18 protein-coding genes are annotated in these 21,682 nt (G+C 42.9%); 13 read left to right on the top strand and 5 right to left on the bottom strand.

Going from position 1 to position 21,682, the window contains the following annotated elements:
- The first annotated feature begins 14 nt into the window (after window positions 1–14).
- The 7 genes from rpsA (at window position 15) to BUB52_RS03000 (ending at window position 5,967) form a co-directional block, all read left to right on the top strand.
- The gene (rpsA, locus tag BUB52_RS03030) at window positions 15–1,808 is read left to right on the top strand and encodes a 30S ribosomal protein S1 (protein ID WP_009122506.1); all 1,794 of its coding nucleotides are present in this window, start codon (window positions 15–17) and stop codon (window positions 1,806–1,808) included.
- 228 nt (window positions 1,809–2,036) lie between these two features.
- Window positions 2,037–2,795 (top strand): hypothetical protein, encoded by a 759-nt coding sequence (locus tag BUB52_RS03025; RefSeq protein ID WP_254302497.1) that lies wholly within the window; start codon window positions 2,037–2,039, stop codon window positions 2,793–2,795.
- Window positions 2,796–2,827: 32 nt separating this feature from the next.
- Entirely contained in the window at window positions 2,828–3,742 is a 915-nt protein-coding gene (locus tag BUB52_RS03020) for a ribonuclease Z (RefSeq protein ID WP_009122504.1), read from the top strand.
- A gap of 44 nt (window positions 3,743–3,786) precedes the next feature.
- Complete coding sequence (locus tag BUB52_RS03015) at window positions 3,787–4,371, top strand: DNA-3-methyladenine glycosylase I (RefSeq protein WP_022217615.1); 585 nt, start codon at window positions 3,787–3,789, stop codon at window positions 4,369–4,371.
- 112 nt (window positions 4,372–4,483) lie between these two features.
- Complete coding sequence (locus BUB52_RS03010) at window positions 4,484–5,038, top strand: RNA polymerase sigma factor (protein ID WP_009122502.1); 555 nt, start codon at window positions 4,484–4,486, stop codon at window positions 5,036–5,038.
- A gap of 48 nt (window positions 5,039–5,086) precedes the next feature.
- Window positions 5,087–5,455 (top strand): hypothetical protein, encoded by a 369-nt coding sequence (locus tag BUB52_RS03005; protein WP_039951004.1) that lies wholly within the window; start codon window positions 5,087–5,089, stop codon window positions 5,453–5,455.
- Between the two features lie 32 nt (window positions 5,456–5,487).
- Complete coding sequence (locus tag BUB52_RS03000; protein WP_009122500.1) at window positions 5,488–5,967, top strand: hypothetical protein; 480 nt, start codon at window positions 5,488–5,490, stop codon at window positions 5,965–5,967.
- Between the two features lie 77 nt (window positions 5,968–6,044).
- Here the strand turns inward: BUB52_RS03000 and mazG are convergent, their stop codons facing one another.
- Both mazG and BUB52_RS02990 read right to left on the bottom strand, forming a co-directional pair.
- Window positions 6,045–6,839: a nucleoside triphosphate pyrophosphohydrolase gene (gene mazG / locus BUB52_RS02995; protein ID WP_009122499.1), complete on the bottom strand. Its 795-nt coding sequence runs from the start codon at window positions 6,837–6,839 to the stop codon at window positions 6,045–6,047.
- Window positions 6,840–6,908: 69 nt separating this feature from the next.
- On the bottom strand, window positions 6,909–8,006 hold the full coding sequence (locus BUB52_RS02990; protein WP_039950933.1) for a DUF3810 domain-containing protein: 1,098 nt from the start codon (window positions 8,004–8,006) through the stop codon (window positions 6,909–6,911).
- Here BUB52_RS02990 and BUB52_RS15545 point away from each other — a divergent pair.
- Both BUB52_RS15545 and BUB52_RS02980 read left to right on the top strand, forming a co-directional pair.
- Complete coding sequence (locus BUB52_RS15545; protein ID WP_139259685.1) at window positions 7,993–8,244, top strand: hypothetical protein; 252 nt, start codon at window positions 7,993–7,995, stop codon at window positions 8,242–8,244. The genes BUB52_RS02990 and BUB52_RS15545 overlap by 14 nt on opposite strands.
- A 111-nt stretch (window positions 8,245–8,355) precedes the next feature.
- A complete protein-coding gene (locus tag BUB52_RS02980; RefSeq protein WP_009122497.1) occupies window positions 8,356–11,040 on the top strand; it encodes a valine--tRNA ligase in 2,685 nt (894 codons plus the stop codon).
- A 59-nt stretch (window positions 11,041–11,099) separates the two neighbouring features.
- Here the strand turns inward: BUB52_RS02980 and BUB52_RS02975 are convergent, their stop codons facing one another.
- Window positions 11,100–11,690 (bottom strand): RNA polymerase sigma-70 factor, encoded by a 591-nt coding sequence (locus BUB52_RS02975; protein ID WP_009122496.1) that lies wholly within the window; start codon window positions 11,688–11,690, stop codon window positions 11,100–11,102.
- Between the two features lie 115 nt (window positions 11,691–11,805).
- On the opposite strand from BUB52_RS02975, the gene BUB52_RS02970 reads away from it, so the two are divergent.
- The 4 genes from BUB52_RS02970 to BUB52_RS02955 all read left to right on the top strand — a co-directional run bounded on the left by BUB52_RS02970 (window position 11,806) and on the right by BUB52_RS02955 (window position 19,925).
- Window positions 11,806–12,831, top strand: a complete 1,026-nt coding sequence (locus BUB52_RS02970) for a FecR family protein (protein WP_009122495.1) — start codon at window positions 11,806–11,808, stop codon at window positions 12,829–12,831.
- Between the two features lie 90 nt (window positions 12,832–12,921).
- On the top strand, window positions 12,922–16,458 hold the full coding sequence (locus BUB52_RS02965; RefSeq protein ID WP_009122494.1) for a TonB-dependent receptor: 3,537 nt from the start codon (window positions 12,922–12,924) through the stop codon (window positions 16,456–16,458).
- Between the two features lie 15 nt (window positions 16,459–16,473).
- The gene (locus tag BUB52_RS02960; RefSeq protein WP_009122493.1) at window positions 16,474–18,444 is read left to right on the top strand and encodes a RagB/SusD family nutrient uptake outer membrane protein; all 1,971 of its coding nucleotides are present in this window, start codon (window positions 16,474–16,476) and stop codon (window positions 18,442–18,444) included.
- Window positions 18,445–18,542: 98 nt separating this feature from the next.
- The gene (locus tag BUB52_RS02955) at window positions 18,543–19,925 is read left to right on the top strand and encodes an arylsulfatase (protein WP_009122492.1); all 1,383 of its coding nucleotides are present in this window, start codon (window positions 18,543–18,545) and stop codon (window positions 19,923–19,925) included.
- Window positions 19,926–20,012: 87 nt separating this feature from the next.
- On the opposite strand, the gene BUB52_RS02950 is transcribed toward BUB52_RS02955, so the two are convergent.
- Together BUB52_RS02950 and BUB52_RS02945 are read right to left on the bottom strand one after the other, a co-directional pair.
- A complete protein-coding gene (locus tag BUB52_RS02950) occupies window positions 20,013–20,459 on the bottom strand; it encodes a hypothetical protein (protein ID WP_009122491.1) in 447 nt (148 codons plus the stop codon).
- Window positions 20,460–20,526: 67 nt separating this feature from the next.
- The gene (locus BUB52_RS02945) at window positions 20,527–21,621 is read right to left on the bottom strand and encodes a DUF6340 family protein (RefSeq protein ID WP_039950929.1); all 1,095 of its coding nucleotides are present in this window, start codon (window positions 21,619–21,621) and stop codon (window positions 20,527–20,529) included.
- Window positions 21,622–21,682: the final 61 nt, after the last annotated feature.

Here is a 21,682-nt window from a genome sequence, read left to right as displayed (position 1 = left end):
CAATTTATTTATTAATGGAAAATTTAAAAAATGTTGCTCCCATTGAAGACTTCAACTGGGATGCTTACGAAAACGGTGAAACCGTAACAAACGCAAGTCACGAAGACTTGGAGAAAGCGTATGACAACACGCTGAACAAGGTTAACGACCGCGAGGTAGTTGACGGAACCGTAATCGCAATGAACAAGCGTGAAGTAGTTGTGAACATCGGTTACAAATCAGACGGTATCATTCCTTTGAATGAATTCCGCTACAATCCCGACCTGAAAGTAGGTGATACGGTAGAAGTATACATCGAAAACCAGGAAGACAAAAAAGGACAGTTGGTTCTGTCTCACCGCAAAGCTCGTGCTACCCGTTCTTGGGATCGCGTTAACGCTGCTTTGGAAAATGAAGAAATTATCAAGGGTTACATCAAGTGCCGCACTAAGGGTGGTATGATCGTTGACGTATTCGGTATCGAAGCATTCTTGCCGGGTTCTCAAATCGACGTTAAGCCTATCCGCGACTACGATGTATTCGTTGGCAAAACAATGGAATTCAAGGTTGTTAAAATCAATCAGGAATTCAAGAATGTCGTTGTATCTCACAAGGCTCTTATCGAAGCCGAACTGGAACAACAGAAGAAAGAAATCATCGGTAAACTCGAAAAAGGACAAGTTCTCGAAGGTACCGTTAAGAATATCACTTCCTACGGTGTATTTATCGACCTGGGCGGCGTAGACGGTTTGATTCACATTACAGACCTCTCTTGGGGCCGCGTTAGCGATCCGAAAGAAGTGGTTGAGCTCGACCAGAAACTCAACGTTGTTATCCTCGACTTCGACGATGAGAAGAAGCGTATCGCTCTCGGCTTGAAACAACTTACTCCGCATCCTTGGGACGCTCTTGATCCTAACTTGAAGGTAGGCGACCACGTGAAGGGTAAAGTAGTCGTTATGGCTGACTACGGTGCATTCATCGAAATCGCTCCGGGTGTTGAAGGTTTGATTCACGTATCTGAAATGTCTTGGTCACAGCACTTGCGTTCTGCACAGGACTTCATGAAGGTAGGTGACGAAGTGGAAGCTGTAGTTCTGACTTTGGACCGCGAAGAACGTAAGATGTCTTTGGGCATCAAGCAACTGAAAGCTGATCCTTGGGAAACTATCGAAGAGAAATATCCTATCGGTTCCAAGCACACGGCTAAAGTTCGTAACTTCACTAACTTCGGTGTATTCGTAGAAATCGAAGAAGGTGTTGACGGCTTGATCCACATCTCTGACCTGTCTTGGACTAAGAAGGTTAAGCATCCTTCCGAATTCACTCAGATAGGTGCGGACATCGACGTACAGGTTCTGGAAATCGACAAGGAAAACCGTCGTTTGAGCTTGGGTCACAAGCAACTCGAAGAGAATCCTTGGGATGTATTCGAAACTGTATTCACAGTAGGTTCGGTACACGAAGGTACTATCATCGAAATGCTGGATAAGGGTGCGGTAGTTGCACTGCCTTATGGTGTAGAAGGTTTCGCTACTCCGAAACACCTCGTTAAGGAAGACGGTTCACAAGCTCAGTTGGACGAGAAACTCGAATTCAAGGTTATCGAGTTCAACAAGGACGCTAAGCGCATCATCCTGTCTCACAGCCGTATCTTTGAAGATGTAGCTAAGGCGGAAGAAAGAGCTGAAAAGAAAGCCGCTAAGAAGTCTACCGGTAAGAGAGAAGAAGCTCCCGCTTCAATCCAAAACCAGGCTGCTTCTACAACTTTGGGCGACATCGACGCTCTGGCTGCTTTGAAAGAGCAAATGGAAGCCGGAAAGAAGTAATCACTTCCACATATAGATAAGGTAAGGGCACTTGTGTAACCACAGGTGCCCTTTCTTGTTTTCTATTTCGGTAGAATTTGCAAGAATAAAGGCTGTTTCTTTATTTTATGATTATCTTTGCAAAATAGTAGTTTGAAACGAGGTTTCATAGCTGCCATATTCCAAACAATATACATAACTTTATTTTAGTTCACTATGCAAAACATTCTCAAAACCTCAGGAAGCATTATGTTACTGGCTTGTTTGTCTCTCGTGTTATTGACAGGATGCAGCCAAAAGTCCAAACTCAAACTGGCAATAGAATTGGCCGACAAGCAATGTCCCATGGATATGGGAACTGTCGGTGAGATATCCGGCATCACTTTTGATGGTACGGATGTGATATATAACATGCTGATGAATGAGGATTATCTGGATTTGAACGCATTGGAGAAGAATCCGGACGCAATGAAATCTGCGGTAACGGCCATGTTCAAGAATCCGAAAGGCGAGATAAAGACAATGCTGGAAATGGTTGTTGATACAAAATCCGGAATTAAATTTATATATAAGGGAAAAACCACAGGAAAAGAGGTGGAATGCTATTTGGAAACCGAGGATTTGAATAACATCCTGAATCAGAACCTGACAGAGGAAGAAAGCGACAAGCATAAGTTGGAAGAACTGGTGAATGTAACCAATGTCTCCTGTCCGATGGATGTAGATGAGGCTACTACGCTCGATAAGCTGACGATAGAGCCGGATAAAGTAGTCTATAATTATACCATAGACGAGGCAAAGGTCGATATGGCTACAATGAGAAATAATGAAGCGCAAATGAAGCAGGCCATCAAAGGCTCTTTGAATGTTTCCGAATCTTCTTTAAGGTTGTTTCTGGAAGCTTGCGTAAAGGATAATAAAGGGCTTTCTTACCGGTATGTAGGTGGTACTTCGGGAGAGAGTGCGGAGTATATTTTCACGGTTGCCGAATTAAAAGCGCTTCTGTAAAAAGAGATAAAGATTGTTCTGAACCGTTTATCATGGAAAAGTTTGAATTGCATGTACTCGGCTGTGGTTCCGCACTGCCCACAACACGTCATTTTCCTACTTCGCAAATAGTGAATGTGCGCGATAAGTTGTTTATGATTGATTGCGGGGAAGGTGCACAGTTGCAGTTCCGTAAATCGCGTTTGAAATTTTCGCGACTGAATCACATATTTATATCTCATCTGCATGGAGACCATTGTTTTGGATTATTGGGGCTGATTTCTACCCTCAATCTTTTGGGACGTACGGCCGAATTACACATTCATTCTCCAAAAGGCTTGGAAGACCTGATGATACCCATGCTTGATTTTTTCAATCGTCAGATGACTTATAAAGTGCTCTTCCATGAGTTCGGAACGAAAGAGGCTGCGGTCGTTTATGAAGACCGTTCATTGACGGTGACTACCATTCCTTTGCGGCATCGTATGCCTTGCTGCGGTTTCCTGTTTGCCGAAAAGCCGGGTCCCAACCATATCCTGCGCGATATGATAGATTTCTATCAGGTGCCGGTGTACGAGCTGAACCGTATCAAGAACGGTGCGGACTACGTTACGCCGGAAGGAGAGGTGATACCCAATGCCCGCCTCACCCGTCCTTCGGCTGCTCCGCGCCGCTATGCCTATTGTTCGGATACGATTTATCTTCCCTCTGTAACGGAGCAGATAAAAGGAGTGGATTTGCTTTTCCATGAAGCCACTTTTGCCGAAGATGCCGCCCCGCGTGCCAAGGAAACCTTCCATACCACCGCTTCGCAGGCCGCAAGGATAGCTCGCGATGCGGAAGTGAAGAAGTTGCTGATAGGTCACTTCTCCGCCCGTTACGACGATGAGCAGGTATTGCTGGACGAAGCCCGGGCGGTCTTTCCCAATACGCAGCTTGCCAAAGAAACGCTTTGTATATCGGTGTGAATTAAACTTTTACTATCTTTACCGGTGTATTAAATATAATGAGTATGCAAGATATAGTAAACGGACGTTGCGGCTGGTGCGGAACGGACGAGTTGTATGTGAGATACCACGACCAAGAGTGGGGGAAGTTAGTGACCGATGACAAGACGCTGTTTGAGTTTCTTGTATTGGAAAGCTCTCAAGCCGGGCTGAGCTGGATAACCATCCTTAAAAAGCGCGAAGGATACCGTAAAGCCTTTTGTGACTTCGATGCCGGACAAGTGGCGCAAATGACCGATGAGGACGTTGAGCGGCTGATGCGGTTTGAGGGTATTGTGCGGAACCGTTTGAAAATCAAATCGACCATCACAAACGCAAAACTGTTCCTTGCCGTCCAAAAGGAGTTCGGCAGTTTTTATAATTATACCCTGTCATTCTTTCCCGACGGAAAACCTATCATCAATACCGTTCACTCATTGAGCGACATTCCGGTATCATCGCCTCAGTCCGATGCCATGAGCAAGGATATGAAAAAGCGGGGATTCAAGTTCTTCGGGACAACCATTTGCTACGCGCACTTACAGGCGTCAGGCTTTGTGAACGACCATCTGGCGGGATGTATCTGTCGCCAAACAACAGAGGTGAAATAAGCGAAATGCCAATACAACTCTGCCTTTACCGGGCTTTTTGTTCGTTTCGGGCTGCTTTTCGTTTTAATTTCTTATCTTTGCTATCCAAAAGCCATAAATGTGAATAGAATATATGAACCCTTCTTATAATGAACGCGAAGTGCTGGCGCTTCTTCAAGAGGAGAGTACACAGAAGCGGGGATTCGAGATGATTGTCGCACAATACAGTGAGCAGTTATACTGGCAAATCCGGCGCATGGTACTTTCGCATGAAGATGCCAACGACTTGCTTCAGAATACCTTTATCAAGGCATGGATCAATATCGACTATTTCCGGGCGGAGGCCAAACTCTCCACCTGGCTCTATCGTATCGCCCTGAACGAGTGCCTTACTTTCCTGAACAAACAGCGGGCGGCGGGTACCGTGTCATTGGACGCTCCCGAAGCCGCCACCCTTCAAAAGCTGGAGAGCGATCCTTACTTCTCGGGAGACAAGGCTCAGATGGCTTTGCAGAAAGCGCTGCTCACATTGCCCGAAAAACAACGTATGGTGTTCAACCTGAAGTACTACCAGGAAATGAAATACGAGCAAATGTCCGATATCTTCGGTACTTCCGTAGGAGCTTTGAAAGCGTCCTACCATCATGCCGTGAAAAAAATAGAGAAGATATTGGGAGAAGAAGATTAAACCTTTGACATGAATAAAAGTCTAACCAAACAGAGAGGAGAAGAGCTTATGAAAGAAGAAGACAACATACTCAAAAAGGCAGGGACGGGGAATGCTTTCCATGTGCCCGAGGGATATTTTGAGAACCTTACTTCGGAGATTATGAACCGGCTTCCCGAAAAAGAGCGCCTTGCTTTTGAGAAGAAAGAATCTACGATGTGGGAGAGAGTAAAGCCGTGGGTATATATGGCGGCTATGTTTGTAGGCGCGGCATTGATTATCCGCGTGGCTTCCTCTGACCATACTCCGGCTGCGGCAGACCGCATGGCTGCCGACGAAACGGAAACCGAAATGGAATATATCAACATGGCGGTGGATAACTCCATGCTTGACGACTACTCATTATACGTCTATCTGGCTGATTCCGACGCAGAGTGAGCGATAGATAACTTTAACCGATTGAAGAAAGAATGAAAAAGCTGATTGTTTTATTAGTTATGATGTGCGGTTTGGTACCCGTATTGCGGGCAGCGGACGGATGTAACCAGCGTTTGTCGCCTGCTGAGTTTCGTGCCAAGCAGAAAGCCTATATTACGGAAAAAGCCGGATTGACCAAGGAAGAGGCCGTTAAGTTTTTCCCTCTGTACTTTGAGTTGCAGGATAAAAAGAAAGAGCAGAACGATAAGGCATGGAAGCTGATTCGTCAGGGAAAAGACGAAAAGACTACCGAAGCCCAGTATGACGCGATAATGGAAGGCGTGTACGACGCGCGTATCGCTTCCGACCGTTTGGATAAAACGTATTTTGAGAAGTTCAAGAAGATATTGTCTGCCAAGAAACTCTATCTGGTGCAGAAAGCCGAAATGCGCTTTCACCGGGAATTGCTGAAAGGCATGCGTCATAACGGCGACAAGGGTAAAGCTCCGAAATCCCAACCGGGCAAGAAATAAAAACACACCGTCTGTTTGCGTGAAACGGACGGTGTGTCGAGGTCTGACAGACTATCTGTTTGAGCCGTACAGACAGTCTATTTTTTATTTTCCAACGCTTTGGCTTCTTCCCATAGTTTGTCCATTTCTTCCAGCGTCATGTCGTGCAGGTTTTTGCCCTCTTTGATGCTGTGCGCCTCTACATAGTTGAAGCGGCGGATAAACTTCTGGTTGGTATGTTCCAGCGCGTTGTCCGGATTTATCTTATATAGGCGTGCGGCGTTGATGAGGCTGAACATCACGTCCCCGAACTCCTCTTCCGCTTTCTGCTTGTCCATATGGGCCACTTCGGCTTGGAACTCCTGTATTTCTTCTTTCACTTTATCCCATACCTGCTCGCGTTCTTCCCAGTCGAAACCTACGTTGCGGGCTTTATCCTGAATGCGGTAGGCCTTGATAAGCGAGGGAAGGGCTGAAGGTACGCCGCTTAACACGGTCTTGTTGCCACCCTTTTCCCGAAGTTTCAGCTGTTCCCAGTTTTCGGATACTTGTCCGGCGGTTTCCGCTTTCACGTCGCCGAATACGTGGGGATGGCGGAAGATAAGCTTCTCGCAAAGGCGGTCGCAGACATCTTTCATGTCAAAGTCGCCGGTTTCCGAACCGATTTTGGCATAAAAGGCTACGTGGAGCAATACGTCTCCCAGCTCTTTGCAGATGTCCTGCTTGTCGTCGCGCATCAGGGCGTCACAGAGTTCATACGTCTCTTCAATGGTGTTGGGACGCAGACTTTCGTTGGTCTGTTTCTTGTCCCAGGGACATTTTACCCGCAGTTCGTCGAGAATGTCGAGGAAGCGGCCGAAGGCTTCCATCTGTTCTTTTCTTGTATGTTGCATGAGTCGCTTTTTTGATTAAAGATTGACGCAAAGATACGAATATTGCACTACGAAAGTGCAGCATTTGTCTTATTTCTGTACTTCTGCGGCACAGTTGGCCTTATTTTTCCATTCTTCATACGAAATCAGCAGGCCTATTACTTCCGAGTAGTTTTTCCGCCCGCTTTCTATCTTGTTTCCTTTCAGGTATAAGTCGTATATCCGGTCTTGGATATCACCGACCAACGGGTTGTACTTCCTCATCCAGTATTCGCTGTTCTTCTTGGCCAGTCCGATGATTTCCGGACGGATGCTCCGGTAGAGTTGTGCATATTCTTCTTCGTCCATAAGCCGGCGCGCATTGCCCAAGACGTGGGGCAGTACGGACAGATAGCCGCTGAAACGGATGTCTTTCGCCTGCGAGCGGGTACATACCTGATAGGCGTAGAAATTGGCTTCCGCCTCGCTGGTGATGCCCAGTAAGTGGGCGAACTCGTGGGCGTAAGTGGCGGGATATTGAGAGGGAAGCAAATCGCCGTTCAGGGTGAACTCGCAGAAGAAAGGCGCCATGCTGCCGGTGACTCCCACCATGGAAATCAGGGGGGTGAATAGCATTGTTTTTACGCGGGGCGATTGATGAAAAGGATGGTGAACACCTAAGGAGTCACCGATTTGATTATAGGCTTGTACGCTTTCACGGCAGACCAGTTCTTTGTCAATCGACGTAATATCGGTGTAAGAGCTGTTCAGATTCTTGATGTAGCCGTCTGTAAAACTCCGAAAGTTTTCAGGAGTATAGGCGGTGTAAGGAATGCGCGTCCGCTCGTAAAAGTTCTTTTGCGAGTAATTCAGCCCCCATGCCAGATAGAACCATACATACACCCATAGAAGATACTTTACATCTTTCAGCAGGATGCGGCTCCATTTCCGTTTGCGGATGCAGCGCGCGTAAGCAGGGTAGAGAAGTACGCCGGCGATACTTAGCGCAATGAACAGGTCGCCGATGGCGAAAGGGATAAGCCGGGAGAAGGACGAAAGCGTCCGGGCGATGGACGGGTATACGTACATGGCGTAGGCATTTCCCCAACCGGGCACTGTCTGCACGCACAATACGAGCAACAAAAAAAATATCAAAAGCAATGAATCGCCTCTGAATCTCACTCCTGCTATTGTTATGCTACGCTTCATTCTATTCTTCTTCTTGAGCCCGTGCCGGTTTCCTGCCTTCGGTACTGTTGTTTCCCCCTTTGAGAACGGGAGTTTCAAGCGGTGGAACTCCGGTTTCCTTACGTGGATACTGACGTTTCTTTACGTGGGCACTGTTGTTTCCCTGCGTGGATACTCCGGTTTCCTTGCATGGAAACTTTCGGTTCCGGCAGCCGAAACCGACGCGGCACCGGGTGCTTATTACGGCAACTCCGTATAAAATCATCATTTGTAAAGCAAAGGTATGTAATTCTTTTCATTGCTTTTGCCGGATAAAGCTATTAATTTATTAATTTTGCGCCCATTATAACAAAATATAGATTTTAGAAACATGGAATTAGCAAGTAAGTACAATCCCGCTGACGTAGAGGGAAAGTGGTACCAGTATTGGTTAGACCACAAATTATTCAGTTCTAAACCCGATGGTCGTGAGCCCTACACCATCGTCATTCCGCCCCCCAACGTCACCGGTGTGCTCCACATGGGACACATGCTTAATAATACCATCCAAGATATCCTTGTACGCCGTGCCCGTATGGAAGGCAAGAACGCCTGCTGGGTTCCGGGTACGGACCATGCTTCCATTGCCACCGAAGCCAAGGTTGTGAACAAGCTTGCCGCGCAGGGCATCAAGAAAACAGACCTTACCCGCGACGAATTCCTGAAGCATGCCTGGGAATGGACGGACGAGCACGGCGGCATCATCCTGAAACAGCTCCGTAAGCTGGGTGCTTCCTGCGACTGGGACCGTACTGCCTTTACCATGGACGAGAAACGCAGCGAAAGCGTGCTCAAAGTATTCGTAGACCTTTACAACAAGGGACTGATTTATCGTGGCGTGCGTATGGTGAACTGGGACCCGAAAGCCCTCACCGCCCTTAGCGACGAGGAAGTCATCTACAAGGAAGAACATAGCAAACTGTACTATCTGAGATATTACGTTGCCGACGATGATATGTCAGGTGAGACGGGAGCCGAAGGTGAAGTCGTTCATCGTGACGCCGCCGGCAAACGTTATGCCGTAGTGGCTACTACGCGTCCCGAAACAATCATGGGCGATACGGCGATGTGTATCAATCCCGCCGACCCGAAGAACCAGTGGCTGAAGGGCAAGAAAGTGATTGTTCCGCTGGTGAACCGCGTTATCCCCGTCATCCAGGATGATTATGTAGACGTGGAATTCGGTACGGGCTGTCTAAAGGTAACTCCTGCACACGACGTCAACGACTATATGCTGGGCGAGAAATACAACCTGCCCACTATCGACATCTTCAATGACAACGGCACGTTGAGCGAAGCCGCCGAACTCTATGTCGGCATGGACCGTTTCGATGTACGCGAGCAGATAGAGAAAGATTTGCAGAATGCCGGACTGTTGGAGAAGGTGGAAGCCTATACCAACAAGGTAGGTTTCTCCGAGCGTACCAACGTGGCTATCGAGCCGAAGCTCTCCATGCAATGGTTCCTCAAGATGCAGCACTTTGCCGATATGGCTCTGCCCCCGGTAATGAACGACGACTTGAAATTCTATCCTGCCAAGTATAAGAATACTTACAAGAACTGGCTGGAGAACATCAAAGACTGGTGTATCAGCCGTCAGTTGTGGTGGGGACACCGTATTCCCGCTTACTTCCTGCCGGAAGGCGGATATGTGGTAGCCGCCACTCCCGAAGAGGCTTTGAAGCTGGCTTGGGAAAAGACCGGAAATTCCGCCCTTAAAATAGAGGACTTGCGTCAGGACGAGGACTGCCTCGACACTTGGTTCTCTTCCTGGTTATGGCCTATCTCTTTGTTCGACGGCATTCTGAACCCGGGCAACGAAGAAATCAACTATTATTATCCTACCAGCGACCTCGTGACCGGACCGGATATCATCTTCTTCTGGGTAGCCCGTATGATTATGGCGGGTTATGAATACGAGGGTAAGATGCCGTTTAAGAATGTTTACTTCACAGGTATCGTCCGTGACAAGCTGGGACGCAAGATGTCCAAGTCGCTCGGTAACTCGCCCGACCCGCTGGATTTGATAGAGCGTTACGGTGCTGACGGTGTACGTATGGGTATGATGCTTTCGGCTCCTGCCGGCAACGACATCCTTTTTGACGATGCGCTTTGCGAACAGGGACGTAACTTCAACAATAAGATATGGAATGCTTTCCGCCTTATCAAGGGTTGGGAAGTAAGCTCCGAGGTGGCTGTGCCGGAAGCTGCCGAACTGGCAATGCGTTGGTTCGACTCCAAACAGAACGCCGTAGCTGCCGAAGTGGCGGACTTGTTCGGCAAGTATCGTTTGAGCGAGGCGTTAATGGCCGTGTACAAGCTCTTCTGGGATGAGTTCTCTTCGTGGTATCTGGAAATGATTAAGCCTGCTTACGGTCAGCCTATCAACAAGAAGGTGTACGACACGACTATCGGTTTCTTCGATAATCTGTTGCACCTGTTGCATCCGTTCATGCCGTTCATCACCGAAGAATTGTGGCAGCACATTGTCGACCGTAAAGACGGAGAGAGCCTTATGGTAAGTCCTATTTCCATGTCGACGGAAGTGGATGAAGCCTTTGTACAGCAGTTTGAAGTGGTGAAAGAGGTTATCAGTAACGTACGCTCCATCCGTTTGCAGAAGAACATTGCCCAGAAAGAGGCACTGGAGTTGCAGGTTGTCGGTGAGAATCCCGTGGCTGCTTTCGACGCTGTCATTATCAAGATGTGTAACCTTTCTGCCGTAACCGCGGTTGAGGCTAAGGCTGACGGCGCCGCCGCTTTCATGGTAGGTACGACGGAATACGCCGTTCCTCTGGGTAACATGATTGATGTGGATGCCGAAATAGCCCGTATGGAAGCCGAGCTAAAGCATAAGGAAGGCTTCTTGCAAGGCGTTCTGAAGAAACTCGGCAATGAGAAGTTCGTGAATAATGCTCCCGCTGCCGTAATCGAAATGGAACGCAAGAAACAGGCGGATGCGGAGAGTATCATCAATTCACTGAAAGAAAGCATTGCCGCTTTGAAGAAAGCGTAGAAATATTAAATACAAATAAAACGAGCCTTGAGGAAAACTCAAGGCTCGTTTTATTTGTATTAGGTAGATGAATATGGTGCAGCTAATAATAATAGCACAATTGGCAAATAATCTTTTAATTCTACCCGTAATATTTTTAGTGCCTGCTGAATTCGGTAATCTACTGTTTTAGGAGATATATCTAATATGGAAGCAATCTCTTTATAGCTCATTCCTTTAAAGCGATGTAGGCAGAATGTTTCCTGATAACTAGGAGGAAGTTCCTTAATAGCCTGTTCGATGTGTTTGGCAAGTTCCTTTATCTGATACAGATCGATATCATGTAACATATCTTGCATTTGTTCATAGAAAACAGTATTTACTCGTTGACGAATACTTTGCTGGCGCAGTTGACTGATGGCCTTATGATAGACCATCTTAAATAGATATTTACTAAGAGATGTTTCAATAATAGTGTGTGCATCAGGGTGTCTCCAAATCCATAACAATACATCTTGTACAATTTCTTCAGCATCTTCCAATTCTACGAAATTAGTACAATAAGCACATAATGCCGAATAGTATTTCCTAAATAGTGTGTCAAATGCTTTCTTGTCCTTTTGTTCTATGGCAGATAGTAAGAGGTAATCCTCATGCAATGTTGTTTTCATAATATAATTTTGTAAGACAAAGATATAATTTTTTGGATAAAATCGAAAAAAAAAGCTTTTTTGTTTAGGAACTCCGTTTTCTCATGCGTCTTTTAAATAAAAGGTAATTAATATAATGGAGAATCAGAATATAGATAAAATAGAAGAGATATTGTTCCGTTATTATCAGGGCAAGGTAACGAATGAAGAGTACCAGTTGATAGTTGCTTGGTCAGAATCATCAGAAGAAAATAAAAAGCTGATTCAGCAATTGTATTCAATTTATCTTGCAACAGATATACGGAAGGTTACGAAGCAAGTTGATACAGAAAAGGCTTTACATAAAGTGAGTAATCAAATTGCGATACGAAAAAAAAGCATTGGTTGGAAGTGGATACAACATGCTGCCGCGATATTATTTATTCCTCTATTGGTGACAATAGGACTATTATTGCGAAACAATAAATCCGAATATCATTCATCAATAGCACAGATTGTCAATGTAAGGACAAATCCGGGTATGATAACTTCTGTTGTTTTACCGGATAGTTCGATTGTTTATTTGAATTCAGAAAGCTCTTTAAGTTATCCTCTTGTATTTGATGGTAAGACCAGAGAAGTGCATTTGATAGGAGAAGCCTATTTTGAGGTAGCAAAAGATCCTTTGAGGCGTTTTATTGTTTCTACTGCGCATCAAACCCAAATAGAGGTGTTAGGCACTCATTTTAATGTGGAAGCTTATGAGAAAGATGAAAAGGTCATTGCGACTTTATTGGAGGGAAAAGTTGATTTTTTGTTCCAAGAGAACACTGATACTCGTAAAATAGGATTAAAACCTGGAGAAAAGTTGGTGTATGATTCAAAGGTTCGTAAAGCAAGTTTACATAAGACCTCATGTCAATCAGAAGTCTCTTGGAAAGATGGAACAATTATTTTATCCGGCACTCCTTTAAGAGAAGCTTTTCGTATGTTGGAAAAACGTTATCATGTGGAGTTTGTCATAACTAATAACCGTGGTATTGATGACACTTATACGGGTGTATTCACTAATGAACGTTTGGATAGAATATTAGACCATTTCAAGATTTCTTCGAAGATACGTTGGCGTTATATGGAAGAACAAGATGTAGCTGATAAGAAAAGTAAGATAGAAATTTATTAGTAGAAATATGTTAACTTAAAATTGAAATAAAATGAAAAACAGATCTCCATAAATAAAAACATACGGAATGATATTGGCGTATCGTTCCGTATGAAAATAGATTCATTGTTCAATAGCTTGTTTGGCGACAAGCATAGACAAACTCTTTTTTTAACTTTAAATCCATACAAATTTATGCATAAATATTTTAGTTTCCAATTTTTGGAGAGAATTATGTCTTTGGGGTTGACCTTAAATAAAATTCCATTAGCTATGAGACTGTTTGTATTAATTTTAATTTGTTCTATAACCTTGGTCCATGCTTCGAATTCTTATGCTCAAAACACTGTTATTAAGATTGAAGTACAAAACAAGACAGTTAGTGAAGTATTGTCTGAAATAGAGAAACAGTCAGATTTCACTTTTTTCTTTAATAATAAACATGTGGACCAAAATCGTAAAGTTTCTGTTGCCGCAAATAATAGTAATATCTTTAAAATTCTTGATGAAATATTCAAGGGTACCCAGGTAAAATACTCTGTACTTGGCAAAAAGATTATTCTTTCTACTGAAATACAGACATCTCAACAAGAACGTAAAAAACGTGTAACGGGTAAAATCTGTGATGCAAATGGTGAACCGTTGATTGGGGCTTCTATCCAGGTGAAAGGCACTACAATTGGCTCTATAACCGATATTGATGGTAATTATTCATTGGAAGTCCCTGATGATGCTGTTTTAGTAATCTCTTATATAGGATATATTGCGCAAGAGGTATCGGTTGGTATTAAAAATGTGGTGAATATAGCATTAAAAGAGGATGCGGAAGTACTGGATGAAGTGGTAGTTGTAGGATACGGAGTACAGAAAAAGTCAGATGTCACCGGTGCTATGATCAGAGTTAATTCAGAGGATTTAACCTCTCGTCCTGTAGCTAATGCTTTTGAGGCTATGCAGGGTAAGGCTGCAGGAGTTGATATAACGAGTAATGAACGTCCGGGTGAAATTGGTACTATCAATATACGCGGTGTACGCTCACTAAGCGCAAGTAATACTCCATTATATGTCGTAGATGGTATTCCTTTGATGTCGAACAGCGGTATAGAAACTTTAAATCCACAGGACATTGAATCTATAGATGTATTAAAAGATGCATCTGCTACTGCTATTTACGGTTCACGCGGTGCTAATGGTGTTGTTTTGGTTACTACTAAACAAGGTAAGGAAGGTAAGATGTCGTTAAATTATTCAGGCACGATGACAATAGAAACGTTACAGGATTATTCAGAAATGATGAATTCTGCTGAATATATTGAATGGCGCCGATGGGCATATTATTATTATGATCCTTCTACTTATCCAAGAGCTGATCAGCCTACAAAAGAAAATGATTATGATATTTTTATGGGATCCGCTGATCCTTATGCATGGAGAAACATTGAAAGAGGCTGGGCTGGTGGTATTTGGGATGGTTCTAAGGTTCCTACTACAGATTGGGGTAGTATGGTGAAACAAACAGGAATAACTCATGAGCATACTTTAAGTGCGAGTGGTGGTACTGAGAAAATGCGGGGCTATGCGTCTTTTGGCTATTTAAATAATGAGGGTACCATTAAGGGAGAATCTTATACACGCTATACGGCGAAAGTCAGTACCGATATGACACCTGTTAAATGGTTTAAATTGGGTATGAATGTCAATGCGACTTTTAGTGAACAACAATATGGTTCTTCTGCTAAATCAGTGGGACAGCTATCGACAAATATCCCTAAAAATCTATATGCGGCTTCTACGAGTATCTTTCCTTATGCGGTACCTTATGATGATAATGGAGAACGTATAATTTATCCGGGTGGGGATGATGGTGTAAAAACTGTAGTTGATGATTGGAAATACAGTGAATATGAAAGAAGAATGCTTCGTGTGATAGGCAGTATGTATGCTCAATTGGATTTAGGTGAAATTTATAAGCCTCTTAAGGGTCTTAGATATCGTTTGAACTTTGGTCCTGATTTTCGTTATTGGCGTAATGGTACGTTTGAGGACGCTCAATCGGTTAGTCGGAATGGGTCTCCTAATTATGCCTCTTTGGAGAATCAACATGATTTTTCGTGGACATTGGATAATTTGATTTATTATGATAAGGTGATAGGTAAGCATTCTTTGGGTGTTACTTTGTTACAAAGCGCTACAAAATATCACTATGAAGATGCCTCAATGGCAGCAGTGGGGATTCCATTATCTAGCGCTAAATGGAATGCTTTGAATCAACAAAATATATCAAACTTGGATAGTTGGAGCAGCAACTTGATAGAAAAACAACTCTTGTCATATATGTTTCGGTTGAATTATGATTATTCTAATAAATATTTGCTGACAGTGTCCGGGCGTTGGGATGGTGCTTCCCAACTTGCAGATGGTAATAAATGGGCTTTTTTCCCGAGTGTTGCACTAGGCTGGCGTCTTGAGCAGGAAGAGTTTCTGAAAAATATTCATTGGATTAATCAATTGAAGTTACGTATGGGAGTTGGTGTAACAGGTAATTCTGCTATTGACCCTTATCAGACTAAAGGTGGAATTGTTTCCTTATTTTATCCCTCTGGCAGTAATTTGGTATCGGGCCATGTCCCGACAGAAATGATGGTGGAAGATGGTGATGTAGCCATGGCTAACCCTAGTTTGACCTGGGAGAAAACCAGACAGTGGAATGTGGGGCTTGATTATGCTATTTTGAATGGACGTATCTCTGGTGTATTGGATTTTTATACCTCACAGACCTCTGATTTGCTGATGGCGATGACGATACCTGCTTTGAATGGATATCAAAATACTTACTCTAATGTTGGCGAGACCTCAAATATAGGTGTCGATATAACTTTGAACACAGTGAATGTAAAGACATCTGACTTTGAGTGGAGTACAACTTTAAATGCGGCTTGGCAAAAAGATAAAATAGAAACCCTGGCAAATGGCAAAGAAGATGACATAAATAATAATTGGTTTATAGGGCATGCTTTGGGAGTAGTTTATGGATATCAGTCTGCAGGATTATGGAAAGAAGAGGATGCTGCAGAAATGGCTAAGTTTAATGCGAATGGACATAAATTTGCTGCAGGTATGGTACGCCCCGTCGATCAGAATCATGATTATTTAATAGACCCGAATGATGACCGGGTAGTGATAGGGCATACGCGTCCACGTTGGACTTTGGGCATGACTAATACTTTCTCTTACAAGAATTTGGATTTCTCTTTTATGCTGTACGGACGCTTTGATTATATGGTTGATACAGGAGGAGAATATCAAGGAGGACGCTATACTCAGCGGAAAATTAATTACTATAATGAAAATAATAAGAATGCTGAGTACCAAAAGCCCATATATAGTGGTTCTGCAGGAGATCCTTATTATAATATTATTGGCTATAAGAATGGTTCTTTCCTGAAAGTACGTAATGTGTCATTGGGGTATACTTTCCCACAATTACTTGTCAAGAAGTGGGGGTTATCCAATTTGAGAGTTTATGTTCAAGCTAAGAATCCGGGAAGAATATTTTCAAACATTGATTTTCTTGAGTTGGATGCCTCACAGGCCGGAACTACTACTTGGAATCGTGGATATACTATAGGATTGAACATTGGTTTTTAATAGAAATAAAATAGAATGATTATGAAACTATATAAGAAAATTGTATACAGTGTATTAGCGATGACACTGGTTGGAAATACTTTGAGCTCTTGTAGTGATTTTTTGGATGAAGAACTTACAACTCAACTGAGTACTGATTACTTTGATACGGATGAAGGTATTACTGAATTAGCACAAGGTATGTATTATAATTTACGTTTTCATTTTTCTAAAGAGTGGGCGTACGCAACAACTAATTTTGGAACAGATGAGTTTCGTATAGGTGGAAATACTTCTAATGCTGCTTGGAATAGTTATGATGGAAGTTTTAAATCGCAGATTACGGCAATGGATTCAAATACAGCTTTAATGGAAACATTGTGGGATAATATGTATGTTGGTATTAATACAGCTAATCTTTTACTGGAAAAAGTATCCTCAGAAAAATATACAGGTAGTAATAAGGAAAGATATATGGGAGAGGCCCATTTCCTCAGAGGATTTAATTATTTAAAGTTAGTTTCGCAGTATGGTGGAGTGCCTTTAAAGCTATCTACTAATACGATACCAGAGAGAGAGTTTACTCGTGCGACAACAGAGGCTACTGTACAGCAAGTTATTAATGATTTAAAGAAAGCGTATGAGTTATTACCTCAAACAGCAACTATGACAGGAGATATGACAAAGGATGCAGCTGCGCATTTTTTGGCAAAAGCGTATCTTTTTCGTGCCAGTGAAATAAACGATAGTTGGAATGATAAAACAAAGTCTGCCGATTGTACAGAGGCTCTACGGTTAGCAAAAGAGGTAATTGCTCACCGTAGCTTAGCTCCGGATTATTCTGATTTATGGAACTATACCACACCGGATGGGGACAATGAACAGTTGAGTGAAGTTATTTTAGCTGCTCAGTTTTCTGCAGATAAATCTTCTAGAGGACGTTATGGTAATACTTGCCATTTGTACTTTCTTGCTAAGTATTCGGAACTATCGCAAATGATGCGCGATATTGCAGGCGGAAGGGAATATCAGCGTTTACGTACTACATACTATATGTATAATGTCTATGATATGGTGAATGATTCACGTTTCTGGAAAAGTTTTAAAACAAAATATGCAGTAAACAACCCGGCAAAAGGTTCTATCTACCAAAAAGGTGATCTGGGTATTATGTATGTGGTTAATCGCCCTGGTGATACCCGATTTGAGAGTATGCAGATGAAAGATAAGGTGGTTTGTGAAAAAACTGGTAAAACAATTCCTACTGTTTTTGTAGCTTATCCCAAAGGTAAGAACGGCAAGGATGATACGGCTCTTTACGATGATAAATCACATTTTCCATCTTTAAGTAAATACTTTGATGGCTCACGTGAAGGAGTAACCGATAATGTTGGTGCCCGTGATGGTATTTTGGCACGTTTAGGAGAAACTTATCTTATAGCTGCTGAGGCTTTGATTCGTTTGCATGAATATAATGATGCATTATATTATATCAATGAACTTCGTAAACGGGCTGCTTATAAAACAGGAGAAAATAGGTCTGCTTATTGCGATGGTGGTGCAGCTTATCATTCGGGAGCATTAGGATATCCCAGCATGGGAGATATAAACTCTTATATCCCGGAAAATTCGTATTATGAGTCTAATAATATAACACCTACGACAGCTGCAACTGATTTGGAAGTGACAGATATACATAGTCTTCCAGTTGAGGATGAGGAGATTATTACTAAATTGAATTATACGGGTGACTATGATCGTATGATGTGTTTCTTATTAAATGAGCGTTCACGTGAGTTGTGTGGAGAGTTTTTGCGCTGGGTAGATTTGGCTCGAACGAAGACGCTTGTAGCTCGTGCGCGTGCTTTTAATCCCGATGCTGCTCCTAATATTGATGAACATCATTGTTTACGTCCTATTCCACAAACCTATTTGGATGCAATACAGAAAAGCGGGCATGCTTTGACTGCAGAAGAGAAAAAAGCGGAACAAAATCCTGGATATTAGCGTGATATCTTCTCATAGGACAGAAAGAAGTCTTTTAACCTGATTATTGGAAGAAAGGCTTCTTTCATTAGAATTATGAATATATAAAATAGTTAGTTATGAAAATAGTAAATTGTTTGTTTTCTATTGCAATGATATTGCCGGGAAGTATGTCTGCTCAAACGGTAAAAAGCTTTCCTAATGTAATTTATATAATGGCGGATGATTTGGGGATTGGTGACTTAGGATGCTATGGTCAGCGTCAGATAAAAACTCCTAATATTGATAATATTGCCCGGCATGGAATGAAATTCATGCAACATTATGCTGGTTCTACTGTCAGTGCGCCTTCTCGTTGTGCATTGCTTACAGGAAAACATATGGGGCATGCTGCCGTTAGAGGAAATAAGAAAGTTTTGGGATCTGATGGGTTAGCCTATGAAACTCCTTTACCCAAAGAGGAAGTGACTGTGGCTGACATATTTAAGAAACGAGGCTATATGACAGCTTGCATTGGTAAATGGGGGCTAGGTGGACCTGGTACAGAAGGTATGCCTGATAAACATGGCTTTGATTATTTCTATGGGTATCTGGGGCAAGGCTTTGCCCATAGTTATTATCCGGATTTTCTACATGAGAATGATAAAAGGATAGAGCTAAATGGTAAGGTTTATTCTCATGATTTGATGCTAAAAAAGTCTCTGGATTTTATAGAACAGTATAAGCAGAATTCCTTTTTTCTTTATTATTCACCGACTATCCCTCATGCAGATCTTGATATTATAAAAGAGCAACAACAAGAATATGAAGGGATGTTTTGTGAGACTCCATTTACAGGCCGAGGATACAAACAGCAGGCAATTCCCCGTGCCACTTATGCGGCTATGGTGACTTACTTAGATAGGAGTGTTGGGATTATTATAGATAAACTGAAAGAATTGGGTTTATATGATAATACGATTGTAGTTTTTACCTCAGATAATGGAGTACACGCAGAGGGTGGGCACGATCCTTATTTTTTTGATAGTAATGGTCCTTTCAGAGGGTATAAAAGAGATTTGTATGAAGGTGGAATACGTACTCCGTTTGTTATTCAATGGCCAAGAATTATTCCAGCTGGAGTTGTAACTGACCATGTTTCCGCTTTTTGGGATTTTTTGCCGACCATAAGTGATTTACTGCAAGTCAATGCTCCGAACACTTGTGATGGAATATCCTATTTACCTACTCTTACTAAAAAAGATAAGCAGCAAAAGAAACATTCTTGTATTTATTACGAGTTTTTTGAAGGAGGTGGCAAGCAGTCAATTATGACATCTGACGGTTGGAAACTAATAAGATTACAGGTGGCTGTTCCGGAAAAGACTTATGAAGAGTTATATAATTTGAGTATAGATCCGGCTGAGATTGCTAATCTTGTTGAACAATATCCTGAAGTTGCCACCCGTTTAAGAAATATGATAGTTGGCCAAAGAACGGAGAATATAGATTTTCATTTTTAATGAGCTTATATAATATAAAAAGAATTAGTCCCACAAATTAAACGATTGTGGGACTAATTCTTTTTATATTGTAAACTTATTGAGTACTTATTTCTCCAGCAAGTCTTTCAAGAAAGCATCCAACTCCTCATCCAATCCTTTCAGCAACTCTTCGTTTACCAGCAGGGTATCGTCGTCCAGCAGTAAAAGTTCGGCTATGGTTTCCTTATCATCATCTACCAGTACGAAAGAGAAAGGCTTCATGATGGTCAGCTTATCAAAATCGCTCTGATTCTTCATGTTACAGAGCAGGTTACTCAGGATACGCTCCATGTTCTCGTAAAAATCATCACCTTCGTATGTCATCCATTCTTCGATGGTGGCATTGGCGAGTTCCTTGTCGTCATCATCGAATATGAAGAATTCGCCCGAGCTTTGGTTGGCTTGCAGGTGAATATCCGTAACGACGGTTTGCTCGCAACCGCAAGTGTATTTGCCGATTGCCTGTTTGATGGTTTCTTCGAGGAGAGATAATGACGGTTGACTGAGTTTCATAATTGCTTTTCTTTACTTAATGGATGTTCAAAGGTATAAAAAAAACAATTATATCTACAGTATTTGACTAAAAATCATCATTAAATCGCTGCATTTGCATGTTCAGGCGTGATAAGCCTGCTTTTCGCTCTTCTAATTCGGTTACGTAAAGCGTTGTAAGGATATAATAGGGGAGATCCGCTTTGCCAAGATGAGTCAAATCTTTTTTGTCCACGCCGTCTACGATACGAGCTTCGGCTTGCGCTTTCAACGCCCAATCGAGAGCGGTGGCAATGCTGTCCTGCATCTCATAGCCGACAGCGAGGTTGTAGGCTGCCTGCATCTTTTTCTTCCCTTTCTTGGTGGCGTAGGTCTGCTTCCACAGCTCGATGGCCGTACCCCATTTCTTATCTCCGGCATATACGGCGGCGTCACGCATGTTTACGGAACCGCCGCAGAACAGATAACGGTTGGCGGTTTTCCAATATGGCAGTAACTTCTTTATAGGGATGCTTCCGGCAAACTCAGAGGCTTGTTTTATCAAATCTTCCTCATTGATAAGGTGGCTCTGTACGAAAGGTCCGTTTCCCGTTTCTTCCCAAAAGATGCTGTCCTTGGCGCTGATGGTCACCATAGGCGTACTGCGGTCGGGCAGATAAACCCTGACGGTGGGATACACTTTGGCATCCACCGTTCCCTGGTAAATACCCCAGCTTTTCAGGTAGCTTATTCTCCGGACGGCACGTATCTGTACATTCTCCAGTGCAATGAGGAAATCCACGTCCAGCTCATGTGCCAGCCGGTTCACTTCTGTTTCCGATAAAGCTCCCTCACGTGGAGTGACATCATGGGCGCGCAAGGCCGAATCACAGATAACCACCTCATTGAAATAATTCTCATGGGCAAGAGCTTCTGCAAGGGCCTCGGCGGTAATGGCGCCGTTACCGTTGTAATAATCTATCTTACGGGCTATCTCAAAACCGTCTTTCTTTTTTTCTTTGGCAAGAATCGGTTTGTTGTCCGGGACTTCAGGCATGTTATTGACAATGGCTACCCGTTTCAAACTCGGCGGGAAACTTACATCCGCCGGTAACATATAATCTATGGCAAGCGGTTCGACGGTTTGGCAACCCGCCAAAAGCATCAAACAAGACAGTAACAGGTAATAAGAGTATTTAGTCATAGCCTTTTATTCTTAGTTCTAAAAAACAAAAGTAATCTTTTACTTGAATAAATAAAAGCCC

The organism is Bacteroides clarus YIT 12056, from assembly GCF_900129655.1.
Taxonomy (GTDB): Bacteria; Bacteroidota; Bacteroidia; order Bacteroidales; family Bacteroidaceae; genus Bacteroides; species Bacteroides clarus.
Note: the sequence above shows the minus strand (reverse complement) of the source record. Positions and strands in the feature narration are given on the sequence as shown.

Bases quoted from the DNA above. Each gene is read 5' to 3' on its own strand.
- BUB52_RS03005 (WP_039951004.1), top strand. From the start codon at position 5,087: ATGAAAGAAGAAGACAACATACTCAAAAAGGCAGGGACGGGGAATGCT.
- BUB52_RS02970 (WP_009122495.1), top strand. From the start codon at position 11,806: ATGGAGAATCAGAATATAGATAAAATAGAAGAGATATTGTTCCGTTAT.
- BUB52_RS03020 (WP_009122504.1), top strand. From the start codon at position 2,828: ATGGAAAAGTTTGAATTGCATGTACTCGGCTGTGGTTCCGCACTGCCC.
- BUB52_RS02955 (WP_009122492.1), top strand. From the start codon at position 18,543: ATGAAAATAGTAAATTGTTTGTTTTCTATTGCAATGATATTGCCGGGA.
- BUB52_RS02945 (WP_039950929.1), bottom strand. From the start codon at position 21,621: ATGACTAAATACTCTTATTACCTGTTACTGTCTTGTTTGATGCTTTTG.
- BUB52_RS02950 (WP_009122491.1), bottom strand. From the start codon at position 20,459: ATGAAACTCAGTCAACCGTCATTATCTCTCCTCGAAGAAACCATCAAA.
- BUB52_RS02965 (WP_009122494.1), top strand. From the start codon at position 12,922: ATGAAAATAGATTCATTGTTCAATAGCTTGTTTGGCGACAAGCATAGA.
- BUB52_RS03010 (WP_009122502.1), top strand. From the start codon at position 4,484: ATGAACCCTTCTTATAATGAACGCGAAGTGCTGGCGCTTCTTCAAGAG.
- BUB52_RS02980 (WP_009122497.1), top strand. From the start codon at position 8,356: ATGGAATTAGCAAGTAAGTACAATCCCGCTGACGTAGAGGGAAAGTGG.
- rpsA (WP_009122506.1), top strand. From the start codon at position 15: ATGGAAAATTTAAAAAATGTTGCTCCCATTGAAGACTTCAACTGGGAT.
- BUB52_RS03000 (WP_009122500.1), top strand. From the start codon at position 5,488: ATGAAAAAGCTGATTGTTTTATTAGTTATGATGTGCGGTTTGGTACCC.
- mazG (WP_009122499.1), bottom strand. From the start codon at position 6,839: ATGCAACATACAAGAAAAGAACAGATGGAAGCCTTCGGCCGCTTCCTC.
- BUB52_RS15545 (WP_139259685.1), top strand. From the start codon at position 7,993: ATGCTACGCTTCATTCTATTCTTCTTCTTGAGCCCGTGCCGGTTTCCT.
- BUB52_RS02975 (WP_009122496.1), bottom strand. From the start codon at position 11,690: ATGAAAACAACATTGCATGAGGATTACCTCTTACTATCTGCCATAGAA.
- BUB52_RS03025 (WP_254302497.1), top strand. From the start codon at position 2,037: ATGTTACTGGCTTGTTTGTCTCTCGTGTTATTGACAGGATGCAGCCAA.
- BUB52_RS02960 (WP_009122493.1), top strand. From the start codon at position 16,474: ATGATTATGAAACTATATAAGAAAATTGTATACAGTGTATTAGCGATG.
- BUB52_RS03015 (WP_022217615.1), top strand. From the start codon at position 3,787: ATGCAAGATATAGTAAACGGACGTTGCGGCTGGTGCGGAACGGACGAG.
- BUB52_RS02990 (WP_039950933.1), bottom strand. From the start codon at position 8,006: ATGAAGCGTAGCATAACAATAGCAGGAGTGAGATTCAGAGGCGATTCA.